The organism is Aneurinibacillus terranovensis DSM 18919 (assembly GCF_000430625.1).
GTDB lineage: Bacteria > Bacillota > Bacilli > Aneurinibacillales > Aneurinibacillaceae > Aneurinibacillus_B > Aneurinibacillus_B terranovensis.
Genome location: NZ_AUMJ01000072.1, coordinates 1 through 21,044, shown reverse-complemented (window position 1 = coordinate 21,044; position 21,044 = coordinate 1). Strand labels below are relative to the sequence as shown.

The window sequence follows — 21,044 nt, the reverse complement described above, 5'->3', positions numbered from 1 at the left end:
GGGTTTAGTCACCTGTATTTCTTCTACAAGTTGGGGTGAAGTCCTTTTTTGTGGCTAAAAGAGCCTTGCGGCTCTAAGAGCGAAAATTATGCAAAACGCTCAATTAATTATAGTGCGAAAATTAAAGTTAGGTACAAAATATAAAGTTTTAAAAGTAACAGTGACATAATTGACAGTGATTTATCTCAATGTTACATTTGATGTACAAGCATTAAATGGAAAGGGACGTATAAATTGTGATTAAAATTAATGTTCTTAGGAGTATACAAAAAGATCAAGTTATTTATATAGGCTATCTGACAAAAGAGCAGGCTGAAATATTAACCTTTTCCGATTGTTATCCTCCTACAAAATCTAGGCTAGGATATCAAAGGCCACCTGAAAAGAAACGTGCTCGGGCGTTTGCAGACTATATAAAGGATAATGGTGCCGGATTTTTAACACCTGTTTTATTAAACGCGAGACAAAAAGTTAAATTTGTCTGTGAAGAAGATACCCAATATGGATACATTCTTGTACCTGAAAAAAACTGTTTTGCCATTGTAGATGGACAGCATCGTACATTAGGTGTGATAAATTATTTAGAGGCAGAATTGCCTATTCCATTCATGTTATTCGATAGTCTTGATACGGATGCAGAGCAAGAATTATTTATTACAATTAATAGAGAGCAGAAAAAAGTTTCAATGAGCCATGTAAGATTTATTGGGCAGAAAAACGATCCATTCTCTGAATTAGCGGTAAAGCTTGAGTTAGACCCTAAAAGTCCTTGGTATCATCGTGTAAACTTAGTGGGTGCTAGAGGGACAAAGCGACCTGTATCTTTACAGTCCCTTCGAAACGCTTTAGAAGAGCTTTTTCAGTCCGGAGAAATGAAAGCATTAAGTTTTGACGAAAAGTACAAGGTTGCAGTTGATTTTTGGATGGTTGTCTCAAAGGTTTGGCCTGAAGCTTGGGAAGCACCAAAAAATTCATTACTGAAGAAAGCGATTGGCACGCTAGCTATTTGTAAGTTAGGAGGATATCTCATACCTCAATGTTTCAATAGGTCGATAAGAAAAGTTGATATTCAAAAACTAGAATCCTTTTTAGTACGTGCATCTGAAGTAAATTGGATGAGTGATGGTAACTTTAAAGGATACTCAGGAAGACATGGTGCGGACCTTGTGAAAAATGAATTAGATTTATTGATTTTTTCAAAGGTGGATATAGAAACATGAAACAGGAAAAAGTGTGGGAAGGAAGATTTCCTTCCCACTGGGATATTACGCCTTGGTTTACAATCATAGGAGAATTTTTTGTGATTTTATATAGAGAAGATCAAAATCGACATCGAAAAATTCAAGTTATCGACTTGAAAACGCATGCATCTACTACGAGTGAAACTTATTTTAATACGATTATTAGCAACCATGGTACAAACCTTTTACTGGGACGAGTGCAGGATGCACGCTCCCACATGCAATTGGATCGAGTTACATCTTGCAAGCTACCTAATTTGAGAAAAGAGTGGAGTATTGACCATAGCTTTTTACTAGAAAAATATAAGCTTCCTTTTAGAACAAAAGACAATGTTGGCTATGTGCGTATAGGGAATAGCTTATTAGATATAACCAATGGGGAAATAACAGAAGAAAACCGTAAAAGACCTAATAGTTGGAAAATCAGTCGTTTTCATAAATTGGTACAAAGAGCTTCAGAATTAATATGTGTAGAAAGTGATTATAAAGAGCTTTGGTCTCTTAATGGGTATTATGGAAATTGGTTTCAGGGAACCATAGGAGAAAATCTCTATTTTCTTATACCGAACTATTACGTTGTTATTATAGATAGAAGAACAGGAAAGGAAAAATATAAGGTACGATTGGAGAATCTTTTCTCTGTAACAGGTCGCATCGGTGGCGAGCTAGAATACAAGAATATTCTATCCTTTAATAATACAACGCTGTTCGACCTACTTGTTCAAGATGAGAAGATAATTTGGGTGAATACAAACAAAGAAATCGTTTTGATAGATACAAGAATGGGAGTAACAAAAAAAAAGAAGTTTGAGGGTAAGGGAGACATCTGCTTATCAACAATAAGTCAACAGTATGTGCTTTTGTACGAAATTGAGTCTCCGGAATATGGTAGCCTTTATGTTTTGAAATTGGGAGGAGATTAAATGCAACAAACAACAACAGAAGATAAAAAGATGAAGTCATTACGATTTGGAGGAATAAGTCCCGTAGTATTACGAGAATTATCCGGAGTCTATCAACCATTTGTAAAAGCCATTAAAGAATTAATTTCTAATGCCTATGATGCAGACGCTGAAAAAGTTGAGTTATACTTTGAAGATGACTATCAGTCGCTTAGAATCGAAGATAATGGCTGCGGAATGAACCCAATTGAGTTTATTCGTGATTACATACGAATTGGGAAAAGTATCCCAAAAGAAGAGCATACTGCTAAATTAGGCCGGCCAAGAATTGGGGGGAAAGGGATTGGCTTTTTGGCCCCTGCCCGTTATTGTGACATTTTCGAAGTGAAAACAAAAAAGCAAGAAACGACCATAGGTAAGATAGTTGTCGAGCTAGTAGGAAGCCGAGAGGTAAATCTTGCCCCTTATTTGCTACAGGGTCATGATGAAGAAGTTATCTTGAAGTATATTACGGTTAATCAGGTAACTGACCTTGAAGGGAATTCCGTTCAGGCAAAGATAAAAGGAGTTGATATAGAAGTCTTAGAGGATATTGAAGTATGTCAGATTTGGTATACGTTTGACTCAAGTAATATAGAATTAACAGCAAGAATTAATTTCGCTTCTCTTTTTTCTTTAGATTCTAATAAAAGCTTAGAAGACATTAATAATTTTTGCGAGATTAATATTGAGGAAGTATCTGAGGAATTAAAGGAAAAATCGTATACCAAGCTTACCTTAGTTGATATTAAGGATTTTGTTCGACAAGATCTACTGAATGAGGGGAAAAGAGGAGCACGAAATATTGAAAGTTTTAGTGGCATCGAGCAGTTTCGGTGGAATTTGAGTCGTATTATTCCTGTAAAATCGAATCTACATAAACATTTACCAGAAGAGATCAAACAATTTATTCGGAATGATATGGATGGCGAAGACAAAGGGCATCCAATTCACGTTACTTGTTCGATCAATGGTGAAATACCTGAGACATTAGAGCGATTTGTTATTCAACCTGAACATCCAATGACACTAGAACATGATATTGACCTTATAAAAAGAATAAAAATAGGCGATGAACAAGATGATTTTATAGTGCGAGGATTTTTAATCGGGCAATCCTCTACGATCTATCCCGCGGAAAGCCGTGGGATATTAATGAGGGTTAAAGGGGTTGCAGTTGGAGAACCCACTTATTTTGGTCTAGACCAAATTTTGACGGGAGCATCTAAAGTTGCGTTAAGTTTAATCTCAGGTGAGATTAATATTATTAAAGGGATGGACGCAATTGAAGATATTAATCCGGGGCGCGATGGGTTTTATAAGGAAAGTAAACAGTACAATAGAATTAAGGAGTTCCTTATTGGTGACAATCCAGAAAAACTTATCGGTGACCTAAAAGATTTAATTGACGCCATCATCCTACGAAGTGAAATCAATGCCAGTATGCAAAACTTTCTTAAAAGATATGATTCTCAGCGTAAAGCAATTGTAGAGACAAGTATGGCTATTGGTGAAATGGCTTATGAAGAACCAGAGATTATAGATCGCTTTTTCAGTCCTTCACTTACAAATGAGCTGAGTTTATGCAAAGCGGTGCAGTACAAAGCAGATGGTAAATTGGCTACCTATACTGTGGAGTTATCTGATAGCCTAAATGAAACATATAAAATTGATTACGTAAACAAGCGTCTTTTGTTGAATAAAAATGATGACATGTGGCGAAAGAATATAAATATCAATGGAGTCGATTTCCAACTAATCTTGAAGCATGGGAAGCAGAGTAAAGTGTTTTGCGAGGTAAACCCAAAATCGAATAGTATTTATATTAATTGGGATCACCCTATGAGAGGAACAATGGGGGAAAATAGTTTTATTAAGCATTGTTTGGCTACTGTGGCCTCCGCAATTCCTCAAGAACAGTTAAGCTCCTATGTTCGATTAATGACTCATAAAGTATAAAGATGGAGTGATTATGTGAAAAGCGTATCTCCAATACAATGGTTTGATGAATTTCAAGCAACCGATCGGGTTCTATTAATCAATCCTCCTGTTCATGATGTTCGGTATGCCTGGATTCGTTGGAATCAGCCAACTGGTCTTTTATTATTAAGTAGTAAACTGTCTAATGAGGTAGGCTGTAAAGTTGAATTGTTCGACTTGATGCTCCCTGATCATGGTCGAGTCCCTATCCGGGATACGAATCGGCAAAAAGTGATGCCAGACAAAGATAGAACTGTGTATAAAACAAGAGCCTACGGCATGCAGATGGAAGTTGTTCGAACGAAATTATCAAATTTAAAAAGTGAATGGATTCCTACGCATATTGTTATTTCAACATTAACTTCCTATTGGTATGAATCTTTGTTAACTTTAGTTCCTTTATTAAGAACGTTATTCCCTGAAATTAGAATCAGTTTGATAGGGGGCTATGCAGTCCTTGAGAGTGAGCATGCTAAAAGGACAAACGTTGATTATTTAGTGAATGACTTTATAGACTTTGATGATTACTTGCCTGATTTCAAGCTATATGCAAATTCGATCACGCATCGTCTTCATGATGGTCGGTTGCCTGAGTTTGGTGGGCTTAGCTTTACCAGAAACAATATCTCCGCAAACCTCCTTAAACAAGTAGATATGTGCAGAGAAATGAACATTCGAAATTTTGTCATCATGGAAAATAATTTATTTAGAGATGAATGTCTCATTCTAAGTGATTTTCTTTTCCTACTTGAAAAAAAATATTTACAAGTAAACCTTCACGGGATATGTGGGATAGATATAGCTAAGGCCGTAGATGGGATATTTACTAAAATGCAAAAGGGAGGGTACCGTTCCTTTTTTTTAGAATATGACTTAGATGGAGAGGATCTCAATCTCGATAGTTATCGGAGAGTTTATCGCGAGCTGGTGAAAAATCAAGTTCGTTACATTTCATCAGGAGATATCGCAGGCTTCTTGATGATTGGCACACAACATGATAATCTTGAAAGAATGTTTAAACACAGTTTTCAATTACTGGAGATCTGTGGCTCAATTATTCCAAAACCCTATACTCCAGACCCCGGTACAGAGGATTATAAGAGGATATCAAAACAAAGACTGGACTTTCTATCACCCCATGTATTCCCTATGGCCGAGCAAAGTGGAATTTCACGAAAGGAATATCAGGAGTTTTATCAGCATGCCAGCTTCTTGAATGAAAAGAGGTTGGGGAAATCATTTGATTTCTTTGATGAACATTATAGTAGTGTGGCTCTGAGGAAAAGTCTCGGAAAGAAGGTATAGCATTGAGAGAAAAGAAAAGAAAACTTGCTATTTTAATCAATCCTCCTGTATATGATACACAATATTGGGCAAGATGGAGTATGCCTCATGGATTGCTAAAGATAGGAACATGGCTAAAAAAAAGTAAGAGATACGACTTAAGATTATTCGATTGCCTAAATCCATACGGAAAAGACAGTAGGGTAGAAGGTAAGCTGGTTGATTTTGAGGCCTATGATTCTGTTCGAAAACAGAGAAAAAGTGTAGTCGTTTTGGCTTCTACTGAAGAACGTGAAGAACCATCGTCTTACCGGTTGCAGTCCAATGAAAAATGGAAATACATTTTTGGCATGCCGGTAAGTAAGCTGGAAGAGCATCTTTACAATCTAAGGGATGAAATAGCGTCTAAGAAATATAAGTCAGTCGAATTTTGGATTACGTCGATTATGACCTACTGGTGGGAAAGTACACGTGATGTCATCCAGTGTGCTTTAGAGATATTCCCCCATGCTAAAATTAGGGTGGGGGGAATTTACCCCACACTAGCCCCCTGGCATGCTAGGACAAAGCTAGGCTTAGAAGACCCTCTCGTTATCAATGGAATCGAAACAGAACTAAACCTGGATGACGATGAGATGATGTCACGTCATATCATTTTGGAAAAAGAAGTCCCGCAGGCTTCGGATTTAGATTTAGCCACAGAGCTATACGATGATGATGAACGGCCGCCCTATACGATCTTAACGACTTCTAGAGGTTGTCCACACATTTGTTCATATTGCGCTTCCAATGTCTTAAATAATGGGACCAAAGTAAGACGGAGATATCAGGGTCTGGTTATGACAGAAATCAAAGAGAAATTTCGTCAAGGGACAAAGGTGTTTTGCTTTTATGAAGATAACCTACTAATGCGAATGGCAGAATTTAAAGATACCTTAAAAGCTGTTATGGCAGATAAATCTCTCCATGGAATTAAGCTTTTTGCACCTGAAGGAATTGAAATTGGCGTGGCACTAAGTGATAAGAAACGCTTCCTTCTCAAGTTAGAGTCGGATAAATCGATTTTAGCTACCTTTTCCGTTGATTCTAAACAAGAAGACAAGCCAGTCTCCTTCTATGAAGAGTACAAAAAAATGAATGAAAGAAAAGAAAACGACATTCTTATTACCCTAGAAGAGGATCTCACGCAGGGAGCTGTTCAAATCCTTGAAAATACAGAGAATACCATGAAATTGTTAGTTGGTGATCAAGATGAAGTTATCTTACGGAAAGTGTATAAAGAAGGCGGACGTCACGAATTGGTCTATGATAATAAAGAAGAGAGTTCGCTAGGTCTATACATGGTGGGTGTACCTGAGGTTGTTTATCTAATGAAATTAGCGGGTTTTGAGAAGATATACCTTCCTTTGGAAACAATAAAAAAGGAAACGAATGCACGCTGGAATCGTTCATGGAATAGCAATTTAGATCGATTTGAGTCCTTGCTGAACGCGTTAGAAGAAGTGGGCTTCGACGTGAGAAAGCAGAAAATCAATGCGTTTGTCATGTTCGGTTTGCCTGGGGAAGACCTAGAGGAAATTTTTGACACAGTGTTGTATGCCTCTGAGCGGGTAGGATCGGTGATCCCGATGCTGTTTACGCCTGTTCCTTCGACTCAAGTGTATAAGGATTACGAATGGTTTATCCGAGAAAAAGGATATGATTTGCACCATTTGAATGGGAAGCTCTTTCCGTTTTTCCCATTAATTCAAGAGCAAATGAAAATGAAATATCCTCAGTATGAACTCGACATCAGTGATTATTTACGGGTGGAGGCACTCATGCAGCGGATCAACACCAAGATCTTGGGGCAGTCCGTGAACATTTGCGGGGATACGAAAGTATCCAAGATATTTAGAAAAACATATAGTGAATACAAATCGATTGTTTCTACATTATAAGCTGTCAGCATGGCAGCTTTTTAATTTTTCTAGCCATATTTACATTAATCCCCTAGTGTAGAATGAAAGTTTCATAGTATAATAGGTACTAAATAGAAAAATATGGATTAGGTGCTGCAAATGAATCAACATTTTATTATTCCAAAACATCTTGTCTATCGGTGTATTCCCAAATCAAACCCCAATCCGCTTCAAATGTTCTCCGAGAATTATCCGGTGGAGATGTTTGGAGATATTACAATTGATCATTTGAAGAGCTGTTATCGGGAGAATCAGATCTTATTTGTAAAAGTCATGAAGCAGATGGCTTTTTTTGGCATATCTTTCTTCCAAAACTTGAAATCTTATTCACTGATTGATTCTCCTGAACAAGCCGAATATTTATGGATAGACAATGCACTCAGGGAAGCTCCTTTTAATCCGGTAATGCCGGAATTTATCATAAGAACGTTAAGGAATAATGGCCTCTTTACGAAAGGGGATTTGGTAGGCATCCCTATCGATTCATTTGTGTCCATTGATGATACATTCCCTTTTTTCAATTTCTTTAGAGACTACGGCTACACAGTCTTAGAATACAGTCAATGGCTTCAGTATGAATTGGGGGAGAACTCGGAAGCAACGACAGATACAGAATTTATAATTCGGTTTCAGGTGGATGGACGTGAAATATGGCTACCGAGCTCCTATGCTGACAAAAGCATTTACAAGGAGGATTTCCCGAATTGTCCCAAATTGATTGAAGGACTCTGGAACCGAGGATATAAGAAATGGACGGCTCTACCTCTAGAATTAGACAATTTGCTTTATCAAATCAAGGGGACAGGAAGAATTTCTATTAAAAAATTTGCGGACAGATTGGAGTACTTACTTGCAAATGAATCCCATTTTGTAGAGAACCAATCCCAGTTTCAAGGAATCTGTAAAGTTCCATCGGTAAAGATATTGGATGACCTAACGAACATCAAGTATCTGATGACGAAAGATAGAATTATCATTATACCGGATGTTTTGCTTGATGAACAACTGTCAACGGATAAGTTTCCAAACAGCAAAAGCCTGATACGGGAATTTATCAAGCTAGGAATTATACGTTATAAAGAGATTCCCACCAACTTAGATGAGTTTTGTCTACAGCTGAAAAATGTCGGAAAAGTCGTTGTGAAAAAGTTCGTAGATACGTTAATTGGTGAATGTCAGGCGTATTATCAAGAAGGGGAAGAGTTTATCCAACCGTTAATTCGTTATGCATTGGACGAGCACTTCATTTCCATTCCTAAACTGTATTGCCAGCTTCCAGTGAATGAATTTGCCCATCGCAATCCGCAATTAGAATCATTCATCAATACATTATCTGAAGCTGGATACTGCAAGATTCACGAGCTTCCGACGGACTTGTCGAAGTTGCCAGGAAATCACCTGGACCGTCAAGACCTATTTGATACGATGTGTGAAATTTTTGGCTTTACCGATTCAAGTTTTAGTTTTCTTTTCAATCAGCTGATTGATACATTGAAACAGTTGTTGCCTGAAAATGACACCAAGCCTGAATTTATTAACGAAAGAGGCTGGAAGCTTCTTCTAATCAAATACAACATGATTCGCGACGGGCAGAAAGTAACTTTAGAAGCCCTCGGGGAGAGTCTTGGAGTCACGAGGGAACGAGCAAGGCAAATTTTAGTAAATACAGTTAAGAAAGTTGTCGCATTATATGAGTCCGTCTTCAATAAAGTAGTTCGGAAGCTTGAACGATGCGGAAAAATTGTGGGTATCGAAGTGTTTTTTCCCATTGAAGAGCTCCATGAATTCTCCTACTTTATATTGAAGGAAGTATTAAACGGCAAAGGCATTAGTTGTTTGGATGGCCATGGCATCATGACAATGCTGAGTTCAGGAGAGCTAGAGGATCTCAATCAGCAATTCAAAACTTATCTCGTCAATCATGTGGGTCATCAAGTGGTGAATGAAAAAGAGCTTCAACAAATGATCCAATCGTTCCTGGATCAAGCCAAGTTGGATTCCAGCGCATACCGTTATTTTTATCATCTGACCGTGCATGAGGTGCTTATATCAAATGATGGGGGCTCCTTATATATCTTGCGGAATCTGAATAAAAACGAAATCGCGCTGATGGCTTTAAGAGAGTTTCCTCATAGTCTTGCAGTATATAAGGAAACGGATCTTTTAAGGGAAAAGCTGAATTCATACGGAACAGATTTATTTGAAACCAATAGAAGTTTGATTGCTACGTTAGTTCGTGAACCCGATAAGGCTTTGCTGTGGGGATGGGGAGTGTACATTCATAAGGACCACGTACACGTGGAGCCAGATAAGTTGTCCGCGGTGGTGCAATGGATTGAGGAGCAGTTTGCCAATGGCCTCTCCCAGCTCTCATCCCATGCTGCGTTTATGCAATTCAGGGAAATGTTGGAGGGCAATGGGGTCCCGAATGAACACGCTTTGTATAGTTGTATTCGTTTGTTCTATAAAGATAAATTTTTCATGCCCAAGTCACCCAAAATTTATCCGCTGGGGCAGACGGAAAATTATTCTAATATAGAGATGGTACAGCAATTCATTCTCGAATCAGGGAAGTCTGGCTGTACGTATAAACAGCTTGAAAAAGAATTCCTGGAAAGAAGAGGATGGAAGGAATACACTCTCCAGCAGTCATTTAGCAACAGCGAGGACATCATTAAGGTCGGCCCCTCTACTTACGGGTTGCTGGAATCTTATGATCATATATCTGATGAAGATTTGGAATCGCTCGTCGTATTTTTGAAAAATCGGTTGGTGGATGACCTCCCTTATGTAAGCATCAATCTGTTGTTCAAATCCAAGAAGGCAACATGCCTGAGCCTTGGGATTGAAAACGAGGAATTGTTGTATAGTCTGATCAAAAAGCGATTTGGTAGCTACTTTGATTTCCCGAGATTCCCGCATGTCTGCCTCAAGAACAGCAGTCAAGAAAACGGGATTTCCTCTTATCGGAAGCAAGTCGAGGAGTTTCTGCTCGAACAAAACATCTCGATGTTCCGCGAGGAGCTTCGAAATGAATTCATTGAAAGAAGGGGCTGGGAGCAAGTGGCCTTAGATAATGCTTTGACCCATTCTAAACTGATTCTTCCGTTAGAAAGAGGAACAACAGCGGAATTTGTCCACAAGAACGTAGCTGGCTGGAATGATGAGAAGCAGGCCCAATTGGAGGAGTGGGTAAAAGACAAACTAGATGAATACAAACCGTTGGACCCGCCGTACGGGAATGTAGAACGAGTGTTGCTGCAAACCGGCCAGCTTCCTCCACTGGAGAACAACATTTTCTGGACAGCAGAGTTGTTGAAATATCTTCTGGATGAATGCCCCTTCATTGAATTTATCGGAACAAAAAGGTCACTCTTCGTGCCTATCGGGAACCAAGCAAGGATTGAAAATGATGTGGACTTCTTGGCATACCTCTTATGGAAAGAGTTTGGTGGTGCCGCCAAACTCAGCGAGTTCAAACAGCGGTTGGCTGAACTGGACTATTCGTACCGTGGAGAGATTCCGAAAGCTTATCAGGCCGACCAATCGGATGATTTGCCATACTACATTCTTGGAGATGAGATTATCTCAAAGAAATTATAGGAGTTAGATAAAGATGCTGAGGAGTTTAAATTTAGAATCCATTTATGATTCTTCCGAGCATAATTTGATTCAAGATTTGTTTGTCCCTTTGCTGAAGAACTCCCGCAAGTATTACCGAGGGGTTGGATTCTTCACTTCCGGCTGGCTGATGCTGGCCGCGCAAGGGCTAGAAGGATTGATTGAGAACGGCGGGAGGGCTGTGTTCATCACGTCCCCACAACTGGAGGCAGAAGATTGGTACGCCCTTCGGCAGGGTCATGAAGCCAGGAAGAATCAGATAGTATATGATCGGCTGCAGCAACACATTTACAAAATGGAGTCAATGCTGCAGGAAAACACTTGCATCGCACTGGCATGGATGGTTGCGGACGGTTTGCTTGAATTCAAGTTCGCGGTCCCGAAAAACAAACAGGGGAATTTCCATGACAAATTCGGTGTGTTTGAAGATGCAGAAGGCAACAGAGTAGCCATTCATGGCTCGTTTAATGATTCAATTCAGGGAACGCTTAACGGGGAAAGCTTCTCCGTGTTCCGCTCCTGGGAATCTGGGCAAGTCGATTATGTCGATAAGCATCTGAATCGGTTTCGCAATCTTTATGAGAATGCCAATGAGTTCTATGAAATGTTTGATATGACCGACGCCATCAAGAAATCAATTGTCAAACTGAGAAAAAACCGAGCAAGGCCGTATTCACTTCCGGTTATGAACCAGGGGGGGATACGGATTCCCGAAGACGTGTCCTTGTTCCCGTACCAAAACGAAGCGTTAGACACCTGGTTTAATGAAGGATGTCGAGGGATGTTCGAGATGGCAACGGGGACGGGAAAAACCTTTACGTCTTTGGCCTGTGCCGTTAAGTTTCATCAAAAATACAAGTCATCCGCTGTCATTGTTTCCTGTCCGTTCAATCACCTTGTTGACCAGTGGGAAGAAGATGTCATCCGCTTCGGCTTCGTTCCTATTCTATGTCGGGACAGTTCGGCGAAGTGGCTGCCCAAACTGAAAAGCCGCATCCAGGATTTCAATCTGGGTGCCCGAAAGTCGTTGTTTATCATTACGACTCATAAAACGGGGTCAGAGAAAAACTTTCTGTCGATTGTATCGAAGCTGCACGGGAACGTGCTCTATATCGCGGACGAAGTGCACTACCTCGGTTCAAGGAAACTTCGAAACGGCTGCCTGGAGCGGTTCCCGTACCGAATCGGTTTGTCCGCCACGCCAGAGCGTTGGTATGACGAAAGCGGATCAGCATTTGTTCGGGAGTATTTCGGGAAGACTGTAGCGAACTTTCCGCTGGAAGATGCCATCGGAACCTTCCTTACTCCATATCGTTTTATCCCGCATACGGTCTCGTTAACGGAAGAAGAGATGAATGAATTCAATGAGCTCACCGATAAAATAGTGAAATTGTGTCAACGGGACAAGGAGGAGAACAGCGAGCTGATCGAACACTATGTCCGTAAACGAGCAATGCTTGTGGCCAAGGCCCAGAACAAGGGCACCTTGTTTCGGTCTTTGATGGAAGAGTCGATCCGTAAAAGTGGTCTGGAGAAAATCAAGCATACCATTGTGTACTGTGCTCCGGGGGAGACCTCGAAGATCGTCGACATCCTGCTGTCCATGGGGATTCGTGCACATGAGTTTGTCTATCGAGTAGATAACAATCTAAGGGTCAAACTGCTGAAGCAATTCGAGGAAGGAGACATTCAAATCCTGGTCGCCATTAAATGCTTGGACGAGGGAGTCAACATTCCAGCTACGCGAGAAGCCTACTTTTTGGCCAGCACAACTAACCCACGGGAGTTTGTCCAGCGGAGGGGGAGGATTCTTCGAAGGGCTGATGGAAAGAAGCGAGCGGTATTGCATGATTTTATTGTTGTTCCGCCCAAACGGGGCTTCGGCACACCGCATGAAGTGCTTGAGCAGGACAAGGCCTTATTGAGAAAAGAAATGCCGCGCTTTGCAGAATTCTCATCCGCTGCCGAAAACTACTTCGAATCGCGTGATGTGATGTATCCAATTCTGCTACAATACGACCTTATTTCGCTGTTGGATAAAAAACCATGGGATGTTTATCAGGAAAACAAAAAATTATGGGGGGAACAAGATGAGTCAATCGGATCAGATTCATGAAAAAATCAACCAGTTGCTAGAACATGAGGATCTACATATTCGGGAGATTATCGTAGAAGCCATTAACCTAGCCCAAACACACAAGCAATTGTCGGCAGAATATTTGTCTGTAAGACTTCAGCGCGCACTGGACAGCATCTTAAGGGGGGCGTAGCATGCGGATAGAAAAAATCGAACTGTTTAATTTTCGGCAGTTTTATGGGAAACAGGAAATTTTCTTCGCCGGGCATGGCGACAATGACAATCAGATGGTAACGGTTATTTACGGAAAAAACGGACGTGGGAAGACTGGGCTATACCGTGCAGTCATGTTCTGTCTGTACGGCGACAGAATCCTTGATCAGGACTATAACTATGAGCGCAACGACAGGACTGACGATCAGAACATTTATTTGGTCAATACTTTTGCCTTGAACGAGGATGCGGAGAGTGAACACAAAGGCGTAGAAGCTTATGTCAAGATTCAGTTCCGTCATCGTAACAAATCTTATGAGATGTTACGTTCCCTATACGCCATTCAGCAAAGCAACGGCGAGATTTTACAGGAAGAACGAAGTGTTAAGCTAACCTTCACCGAGCCGGGAGAAGGGACAAAGGTTTGGGGCGCTTTGGACAAAGAGAAGATTGAGCTCGAGCTCAGTAGCATTCTGGATAATCGGGTGAAAAACTACTTCCTTTTCGATGGGGAGCGTATTGAAAGGTTAACGAAGGTTACCCAAGCCCAAAAGAAAGACGTTGCTGAAGGTATCAAGAACCTGCTTAAGATCGATGAACTGTATAAGGCGGAGAAAACCCTGCAGCTCCTTAATACGAAGTTGACTAGAGAATTATCAAGAGTCTCCACAGGGGAATACAAGAAAAAGTTGAATGAAAAAGAAGGACTCGAAGAAGCCATCGATTCCCTAAAAGAGAAAATTAATATAAAGGAAAATGAAATTGAGCGTGCACAAAATCAAGTGAAGCTTCTGGACCAGGAACTAGAGAAATACAAAGAGAGCCAGGACCTTATCTTGCAGCGAAAAGAAAAAGAAAAGCAGAAAAACCGCTTGCAAGAACAGAAAGATGGTATTCTGCAAGAGCTGAGAAGATCTACCGCTGTCAGCTCTGTGATGCTTGCTCGGGATGTCCTCAATGAACTGTATGTCGATATCGATGAGAAACGCTCTAAGGGAGAGGTGCCTTCCGAAATTAAAAAAGAATTAATCGAAAAACTTTTGGCAGAAATGAGCTGTATCTGCGGCCGTCCCATAAGCCTGAACTCGGAAGAATACGAGAAGATACAGGCATGGAACCGCAAAACCTCCTCTCAAGTATTCGAACAGTACGTGATGGAGCTCTATGGGGACATCACCCGGACGATAGAACATGTTGAAAACAATAGCAATGTGTTGTTCGAGCACTTGCAGCGTCTGGGGAATGTCGAAGAAGAACATGATATGGTTGCTCACCAATTGGAACGCCTGCAAGAGCAGCTAAACGATATTCCAGATTCAGATATCGCTGGCAAGAATCAAGAAAGAATAGAAGTGCTCAAGAAAATCGGCAATTTAGAAAAGGACATCGAAAGTTTAAGAATGGAATTGGATACATCGGAGAAAAATCTCGAGGAAGTGAAACGCGATGTTGAAAAGCTTAGCAAAGAATCCGATATTCACAATGATTTGCAACAGAAGTTGAATGCTGTAATCAAATCGTGTGATTCCATGAAGAAAATCATCAATGGATTTGTGAAAGATGTTCGAGTAGAGCTCGAAAAAGAAGCCAATGAAAATTTCAAGCAGCTCTTGGATGAAGACGGCCAAAAAACACTGAAGCGTATTGTGGTCAATGATGACTATACCCTGGAAGTGCTTGATTGGCAAAACCGGAAGTTCCTTGCAAACATTTCGGCCGGACAACGTCAGGTCGTTTCCTTAAGTTTTATTACCGCTTTGGCTCAGGTTGCCGGCGGCTCTCATGTTTTGGAAATTCCTTTGTTCATGGATACGCCTTTTGGCCGCTTGTCAGGAGAACACCGAGACAATCTCTTAAAGGTCATCCCAGATATTACCCCACAGTGGGTTTTGCTCGTAACTGATGAAGAGTTTGGTAAGGACGAAGCAAACGTTTTGAAGCACTCCAACAAGTGGAGTAAGCTCTATGTTCTTGAAGCTGTCAATTCTGGTGTCACCCAAATCAAAGAAGTTCCTGTCGAATATTTCGACTCGATTGTCCTAGTATAATGCGAAAAGGAGATTATCATGAGTATAAGCAATATTCGTGTAAAGGTGAACAAAAAGTACCAAGGCATATACAAGGAATTGACCTCAGAGACCTCTGTTCATCACAAGATCTTTGAACAGCACGGTGACTTGTTTACACTTTGCGTTTGTATTGGGTATAAGAATAATAAAAGTAATGAGTTCAAAGGAATGGATCTTTTTTGGTCCCATTCTCTAAATAAATACCAAGAAACGGTGATCAAGACAATTGCCTTAAAATCCAGTGATAATTACGAAATCATCCATGATAATGACGCTATCATTGATATTGTGGAAGGGTATGCAGATGGCGGAATGGAAATACTCCTTGAAGAGGTATTCAAAGAGTATGTACTGGAAAAGGATAACGGAGAGCTCATGTTGGAATTCTCGAATGTGAACCAGCTTGAAAAGGATATCGCCATGTATGTTCATGGGGAGTTAATGAGAGATCCGTTCGAATAGGGAATAAACCGGCCAACAAGAATACTTGATGGCCGATTCCATTTATTAGATCTCCAGTGATGACTGCTTTCGCTCAACTTTCTTGAATAAAAATGTAAGTGATTTCAAATTTGTGTAACATATTTGTGAGGGCTGTTCCATCCACCTATTATCGGTGCCTATGGTGGGGGTGGTGGCTTTGAACTGGTACGGATCGTATCCACTAGAATTTCTTGATATATAGCTCTTGCCTTCACTATACACTATCAAAACCACAGGTAGTGTGATGTGGGAACGGAATCATATACTAGTTAAGTACCCTTTATGTTTCCTAAGAGCCTCCGACAAAATTCCGAAGCCCTTGAAAATACTGAATCAAATGAAGTAAAGAAAGATTTAATCGGCTGGAAGCTCGGTCGTGTCATCACGGTCGTCGATCGCGGCTTTTCCTCCGAAGACAACTTGCGTGTACTACAACAAACTGGCGGGCACTACATCGCCGGAGAAAAGATGACTTCCGGTAAACCCACTGTCGAAGTGGCATTGGCTCATCCGGGACGCTTTAAGACCATCCGCGGCAACCTGGAAGTCAAAGAAATTATTGTCGGCGATGGTGAAGCACGCAAGCGTTACGTACTTGTCCGTAATCCGAAAGAAGCCAAACGGGATGCGCGGCGCGGCGAGAAGCACACTGGAAGCAACTACGTGAAGAACTTGCCCGGCTTAACCCGATTTCCTGTCGAACTCGGGTTCTTACCAGCAACGTATTCCCGCCACTTTATTTATCAATAGCCGATGGATTGACGCCAACTTTCAGACCTTTATGGCCCTCGCCAAAAATTCGCTGTTTGAAATTGAAAACCATGGTTTTAAACACCGTCCTCTGTCGGTTACCGGCAGGTCAGCATACGGCATAAAAGGTACAGGAAGCGTTGGGGATGTCGTAGATGAAGTTCTGCTTAATCAGCGTAAAATTCAAAAACTGACCGGCAAAAAAACAAAATATTTCCGTTCGGGAACCGCCTTTTACGATGACGTTGCGGTGAAGATATCGGCTCGGGGAACAGCCGGTCGATTACAGTGTCCTGGGGGACGCGGGTGCCACCTATTCAACGGAACAGGTGAAAAATGCCTGCATCCACGCCGCACCAGGTTCAATTATTATTTGCCACATGAATCATCCTGAAAAAGATACAGCAGAAGGGATTATGAAAGCTGTTCCCATCCTTAAAGCCAGGGGATTTCGCTTTGTGAAACTCACAGCGTACCCATTACAGTAAGGAAAGCAGTCTGGATCGCCTTTTCCTTACTGTAATAAACGGTAAAATTCGTTTTCGTATGTTTGCATCGAAACGTGAAAGTGAGCCTGGAAGCTGTCACTCACTCCATCTATGTGAACTTCCTGTAAGAAGTCTGCATACTTTTTGCTTCCGTCTTTTTTAATAAGGTTTTCTACCGCCATGTAATCGACCCATTCGACGTTATAGTTGGCGCTTACGATGTCCTGTTCGCTCGCCGAAAGCGGGAGCAATTGGTTATTTTGTGCCACTGCCTCAATTTCCTGATTCATCGAGACGGTCATTCGTTCCGTTAGCCGGGGATTCACTTGTCGCATAGCCTGCATTCCATTATGAACGGCCGTCCCTTCATTTATCCATGTCGGAAGCGCATCGCCAATCCCTTTTTCGTTAAGGACCGCATGGGTTAATTCATGGGTAAGGACATTAGCCAGATTGCTCGTAGAATGGGAAGCATACATTGGCACTAAAATTTGATCTCCGACGGTAATCCCACCCGTTTGGGTAACATAATTTTGTATATCCTGCGGTGGGGTACCACCCTTAATCAGCTCATTTCCATAAGATTCCTGCGTGGAAAACAGGGTAACATACACCGGTTCTTTCGGTTCGCCGCTGATGCTTTTTTTAAGTACCGGCAAAGAAACCTTGCGCAAAGTAGACGTCACCTTTTCAATCATCTGGGGCGTGACTTGCTTATCGCCGCCCACAACTGAAATCGTTTCTACCGTAGCCAATGCGTTCTTTTGTTCCCCATTTGGAATGTGTAAAGGCAGATGTTTACTAAGAATCCGCGGCAGAACGCTATCATTCGTATTCTTTAAGTCGTTTAATGCTTGATTGAGCTGGTTGATATCATTCAATACGTTTTGATCCAGTTTTTTTGCTGCTCCACTTTTTGGATCCAACAAATCCAACAAGAAATAAAATTCTTTCTTAATCTGATTTTCCACCAATAACAAAGGGTTTTTATCATTTGCAAAGGGCTGACCGCTTTGAGCCAATACAGGAAGGTTGAGAGCGGAACCAGAAAACTTTAAGAGCCCGATAATGAGAAGGATCGCAAGAAGCCATCTTACTTTCATCTTTTTTTCCTCCACGATTTTAATGGGGATGATAAAACATTCAAACTTTAGCATAAACAATATTCGCGGCAGCGTATAGCGGAAAAATGAGGGAGTCCTACATAAATTTTTCCCACTTAACAAAATAAAGAAACCACCTTCGGACATTACTGCTGTCCGAAGGTGGTTGTGCACGGGCGAAATTTATTACTTAGGCATACATCTTCTCGCGAAGTTTTTGCATATCTTCACTTGCCAAATATTCGTCATACTGGATTTGCTTATCGATTAACCCGTTTGGTGTAATTTCAATAATGCGGTTCGCAATCGTCTGAACGAATTGATGGTCATGCGACACGAATATCACGGTGCCGTCAAAATCGATCAGGCCGTTGTTAAGAGCCGTAATCGATTCCAAGTCAAGGTGGTTTGTCGGTTCGTCAAGCAGAAGCACATTCGCTCCTTTGAGCATCATTTTCGAAAACATACAGCGAACTTTCTCGCCGCCTGATAACACATTCGCTTTTTTCAGCGCTTCTTCACCCGAGAACAGCATCCGGCCTAAAAAACCCCTCACAAATGTTTCGTCCTGATCGTCGGAATACTGTCGCAGCCAATCAATCAGGTTGAGGTCCACATCAAAGTAAGCAGCGTTTTCCTTTGGAAAATAGGCCTGAGAGGTAGTCACGCCCCACGAATAGTCACCGCTGTCAGGAGTAAGTTCACCCATAAGAATTTGAAAAAGAGTCGTTTTCGCCAGTTCATTCGTCCCCACTAAGGCGATTTTATCCCCTTTGTTGGCGGTAAAACTGATATCGTTAAGAACTTGTTCACCGTCAACCGTTTTACTAAGACGATTAACCGTCAGAATATCTTTTCCGGCTTCCCGGTTAGATTTAAAATTAATATACGGGTATTTCCGCGAAGAAGGTTTGATATCGTCGAGCGTGATTTTATCCAATTGTTTTTTGCGGGATGTAGCCTGCTTTGCTTTCGATGCGTTCGAGCTAAAGCGTGCAATAAATGTCTCAAGCTCTTTCATTTTCTCTTCTTTTTTCTTGTTCGCGTCTTTTGCAAGCTTTAAGGCCAGCTGGCTCGATTCATACCAGAAATCATAGTTTCCGACATACAATTGAATTTTGCCAAAATCAATATCGGCAATATGGGTGCATACTTTATTTAAAAAATGCCGGTCATGGGATACGACAATAACGGTATTCTCATAATTATACAGAAAATTTTCGAGCCAGTTAATCGACTCCAAATCAAGATGGTTCGTCGGCTCGTCAAGCAGCAGAATATCAGGATTGCCAAATAAAGCCTGGGCCAATAACACACGGACTTTTTGATTCCCGTCCAAATCCTTCATTGTTTTGTCGTGAAGAGCAGTGGGAATACCCAGCCCGATTAATAACTCGGCTGCCTCCGCTTCCGCCTGCCAGCCGTTCATCTCGGCGAATTCACCTTCGAGTTCCGCCGCCTTAACCCCGTCTTCTTCTGAGAAGTCCGGTTTCGCATACAGGGCATCTTTTTCTTCCATAATTTCATACAACCGGCGATGCCCCATCATCACCGTTTTTAATACTCCATACTCATCAAATTCAAAATGATTTTGTTTAAGCACGGCCAAACGCTCGCCAGGCGTAATGTGAACCTGTCCTCTGTTCGGTTCGATTTCACCGGACAGAATTTTTAGAAACGTGGATTTTCCCGCTCCATTCGCACCGATTAATCCATAACAATTTCCAGGCGTGAATTTTATATTGACATCGGTAAAGAGGGCGCGCCCCCCATATTGTAACGTAACCTCAGTTGTACTAATCATGTATTGGTACCGTCCTTTATCATTACTATTATTTATCTGTTAAAATTTAATTATAGCATACTTTACACGGAATCGTATCGATAAATAGGCACCGGAAGTAAACGCTACCGATTATAGAGGTAAAACGATTTGCTATTTATACCTTCTCAACAGGTGACAAAGTTTTTTCTTTACTCATTGTTCGTTCTTGCAAGCGCAGCAGTTCCCGGTTTAAGAACGCTTCAAACCCCATTTCTACAAGCCACGGCATATTTCTTTGAACAAAGCGGTGAGAATAATAGGAACCAAGTTTCTCCAACAATTCATCATTTAACACAAGCTTTTTTGGCATTCCATCATCTCCTCTGGGAAATTGTAAGCATTCAGCTATATCCGGCCATAACCTGCACGTCCACTTCATTCGTTTACTACATGACTATGCGAATTTCAACCGCAAGATGTATGGAGAAAACTGTATTTACATAAACAGCGGGCAGGGAGTAGGCCAGCCAATATGAACAGCTGCCCGCTTTATTAGGAAGCATAATTTTTTCCTATGTGATAAAATTTATCAAGGGTAGCGATGGTTTTCGTTTAATGTGGAATGATCACCATCTGTGATGGAATCGCCAAGCGTTACAAAAAGACGACCGGAAAAATCCGATCGTCTTTTTTGAACGTTAAAGAAAGTATATGTTGCTTTACAGTGTTAAAGCAACATATACTTTCTTCCATTGGTCACCTGAGAAAATCTCACGGGGGTGTGCCGAACGTTTCTTTTTCGATGTGGAGCGTGTGGCCGGAAGGTCGATCAGACCGACAATTGTCTCCATCCTTGAGATACCCGGATGTTTTGTCGGTCCGACCTTCCGGTCACTAAGCGGCCGTTTCGCTTCCCTGCAGAAAAAGGACGAGCGGCAACGCCCGCGAGTTTTTCTCATATTTATTCTTTTTTCATACACGACCGTGCCTCTAATTTTATCGCGGTGTCACATCATAACTTATTTATTTGGAAATCGGCTACTACTGTTCACTCATTTCTTTTGAACG

At 41.2% G+C, this 21,044-nt stretch carries 15 protein-coding genes and 1 pseudogene; 12 read left to right on the top strand and 4 right to left on the bottom strand.

Features of this window, described 5'->3' with window-relative positions; all coding sequences use genetic code 11:
• Nucleotides 1–236: 236 nt before the first annotated feature.
• The 12 genes and pseudogenes from H525_RS0113615 (at nucleotide 237) to H525_RS29610 (ending at nucleotide 17,014) form a co-directional block, all read left to right on the top strand.
• Complete coding sequence (locus H525_RS0113615) at nucleotides 237–1,220, top strand: DGQHR domain-containing protein (RefSeq protein WP_027416649.1); 984 nt, start codon at nucleotides 237–239, stop codon at nucleotides 1,218–1,220.
• The gene (locus H525_RS0113610; protein ID WP_027416648.1) at nucleotides 1,217–2,164 is read left to right on the top strand and encodes a hypothetical protein; all 948 of its coding nucleotides are present in this window, start codon (nucleotides 1,217–1,219) and stop codon (nucleotides 2,162–2,164) included. Before H525_RS0113615 ends, H525_RS0113610 begins: the two co-directional genes overlap by 4 nt.
• Complete coding sequence (locus tag H525_RS0113605) at nucleotides 2,165–4,141, top strand: ATP-binding protein (RefSeq protein ID WP_027416647.1); 1,977 nt, start codon at nucleotides 2,165–2,167, stop codon at nucleotides 4,139–4,141. It abuts the gene before it with no gap.
• Nucleotides 4,142–4,156: 15 nt separating this feature from the next.
• Nucleotides 4,157–5,467 carry a radical SAM protein gene (locus tag H525_RS0113600; protein ID WP_027416646.1) on the top strand — a complete coding sequence of 437 codons (1,311 nt, stop codon included), beginning with the start codon at nucleotides 4,157–4,159 and terminating at the stop codon, nucleotides 5,465–5,467.
• 2 nt (nucleotides 5,468–5,469) lie between these two features.
• Nucleotides 5,470–7,386 (top strand): radical SAM protein, encoded by a 1,917-nt coding sequence (locus tag H525_RS0113595; RefSeq protein WP_027416645.1) that lies wholly within the window; start codon nucleotides 5,470–5,472, stop codon nucleotides 7,384–7,386.
• A 120-nt stretch (nucleotides 7,387–7,506) separates the two neighbouring features.
• Complete coding sequence (locus tag H525_RS0113590) at nucleotides 7,507–11,010, top strand: sigma factor-like helix-turn-helix DNA-binding protein (RefSeq protein WP_027416644.1); 3,504 nt, start codon at nucleotides 7,507–7,509, stop codon at nucleotides 11,008–11,010.
• Between the two features lie 13 nt (nucleotides 11,011–11,023).
• Complete coding sequence (locus H525_RS24125; protein ID WP_051331040.1) at nucleotides 11,024–13,144, top strand: DEAD/DEAH box helicase family protein; 2,121 nt, start codon at nucleotides 11,024–11,026, stop codon at nucleotides 13,142–13,144.
• A complete protein-coding gene (locus H525_RS0113580; RefSeq protein WP_027416643.1) occupies nucleotides 13,119–13,298 on the top strand; it encodes a hypothetical protein in 180 nt (59 codons plus the stop codon). The genes H525_RS24125 and H525_RS0113580 overlap by 26 nt, the downstream gene beginning before the upstream one ends.
• Nucleotide 13,299: 1 nt before the next feature.
• Nucleotides 13,300–15,366: an AAA family ATPase gene (locus H525_RS0113575; protein WP_027416642.1), complete on the top strand. Its 2,067-nt coding sequence runs from the start codon at nucleotides 13,300–13,302 to the stop codon at nucleotides 15,364–15,366.
• Nucleotides 15,367–15,384: 18 nt separating this feature from the next.
• The gene (locus H525_RS0113570) at nucleotides 15,385–15,849 is read left to right on the top strand and encodes a hypothetical protein (RefSeq protein ID WP_027416641.1); all 465 of its coding nucleotides are present in this window, start codon (nucleotides 15,385–15,387) and stop codon (nucleotides 15,847–15,849) included.
• A gap of 360 nt (nucleotides 15,850–16,209) precedes the next feature.
• Nucleotides 16,210–16,562 (top strand): annotated as a pseudogene (locus H525_RS0113565) (IS1634 family transposase); the annotation flags it as partial.
• A 2-nt stretch (nucleotides 16,563–16,564) separates the two neighbouring features.
• Entirely contained in the window at nucleotides 16,565–17,014 is a 450-nt protein-coding gene (locus H525_RS29610; RefSeq protein WP_081413410.1) for a polysaccharide deacetylase family protein, read from the top strand.
• A 120-nt stretch (nucleotides 17,015–17,134) separates the two neighbouring features.
• Here the strand turns inward: H525_RS29610 and H525_RS0113555 are convergent, their stop codons facing one another.
• The 4 genes from H525_RS0113555 to H525_RS0113540 all read right to left on the bottom strand — a co-directional run bounded on the left by H525_RS0113555 (nucleotide 17,135) and on the right by H525_RS0113540 (nucleotide 20,935).
• A complete protein-coding gene (locus H525_RS0113555; RefSeq protein ID WP_027416638.1) occupies nucleotides 17,135–18,211 on the bottom strand; it encodes a hypothetical protein in 1,077 nt (358 codons plus the stop codon).
• 190 nt (nucleotides 18,212–18,401) lie between these two features.
• Nucleotides 18,402–20,015, bottom strand: coding sequence for an ABC-F family ATP-binding cassette domain-containing protein (locus tag H525_RS0113550; RefSeq protein ID WP_027416637.1), 1,614 nt, complete (start codon nucleotides 20,013–20,015; stop codon nucleotides 18,402–18,404).
• A 136-nt stretch (nucleotides 20,016–20,151) separates the two neighbouring features.
• Complete coding sequence (locus tag H525_RS0113545) at nucleotides 20,152–20,346, bottom strand: hypothetical protein (RefSeq protein ID WP_027416636.1); 195 nt, start codon at nucleotides 20,344–20,346, stop codon at nucleotides 20,152–20,154.
• A 349-nt stretch (nucleotides 20,347–20,695) separates the two neighbouring features.
• On the bottom strand, nucleotides 20,696–20,935 hold the full coding sequence (locus H525_RS0113540; RefSeq protein WP_155837286.1) for a hypothetical protein: 240 nt from the start codon (nucleotides 20,933–20,935) through the stop codon (nucleotides 20,696–20,698).
• Between the last annotated feature and the right edge of the window lie 109 nt (nucleotides 20,936–21,044).

Bases quoted from the DNA above. Each gene is read 5' to 3' on its own strand.
- H525_RS0113610 (WP_027416648.1), top strand. From the start codon at position 1,217: ATGAAACAGGAAAAAGTGTGGGAAGGAAGATTTCCTTCCCACTGGGAT.
- H525_RS0113605 (WP_027416647.1), top strand. From the start codon at position 2,165: ATGCAACAAACAACAACAGAAGATAAAAAGATGAAGTCATTACGATTT.
- H525_RS0113590 (WP_027416644.1), top strand. From the start codon at position 7,507: ATGAATCAACATTTTATTATTCCAAAACATCTTGTCTATCGGTGTATT.
- H525_RS24125 (WP_051331040.1), top strand. From the start codon at position 11,024: ATGCTGAGGAGTTTAAATTTAGAATCCATTTATGATTCTTCCGAGCAT.
- H525_RS0113580 (WP_027416643.1), top strand. From the start codon at position 13,119: ATGAGTCAATCGGATCAGATTCATGAAAAAATCAACCAGTTGCTAGAA.
- H525_RS0113575 (WP_027416642.1), top strand. From the start codon at position 13,300: ATGCGGATAGAAAAAATCGAACTGTTTAATTTTCGGCAGTTTTATGGG.
- H525_RS0113570 (WP_027416641.1), top strand. From the start codon at position 15,385: ATGAGTATAAGCAATATTCGTGTAAAGGTGAACAAAAAGTACCAAGGC.
- H525_RS0113555 (WP_027416638.1), bottom strand. From the start codon at position 18,211: ATGAAAGTAAGATGGCTTCTTGCGATCCTTCTCATTATCGGGCTCTTA.
- H525_RS0113550 (WP_027416637.1), bottom strand. From the start codon at position 20,015: ATGATTAGTACAACTGAGGTTACGTTACAATATGGGGGGCGCGCCCTC.
- H525_RS0113545 (WP_027416636.1), bottom strand. From the start codon at position 20,346: ATGCCAAAAAAGCTTGTGTTAAATGATGAATTGTTGGAGAAACTTGGT.
- H525_RS0113540 (WP_155837286.1), bottom strand. From the start codon at position 20,935: ATGAGAAAAACTCGCGGGCGTTGCCGCTCGTCCTTTTTCTGCAGGGAA.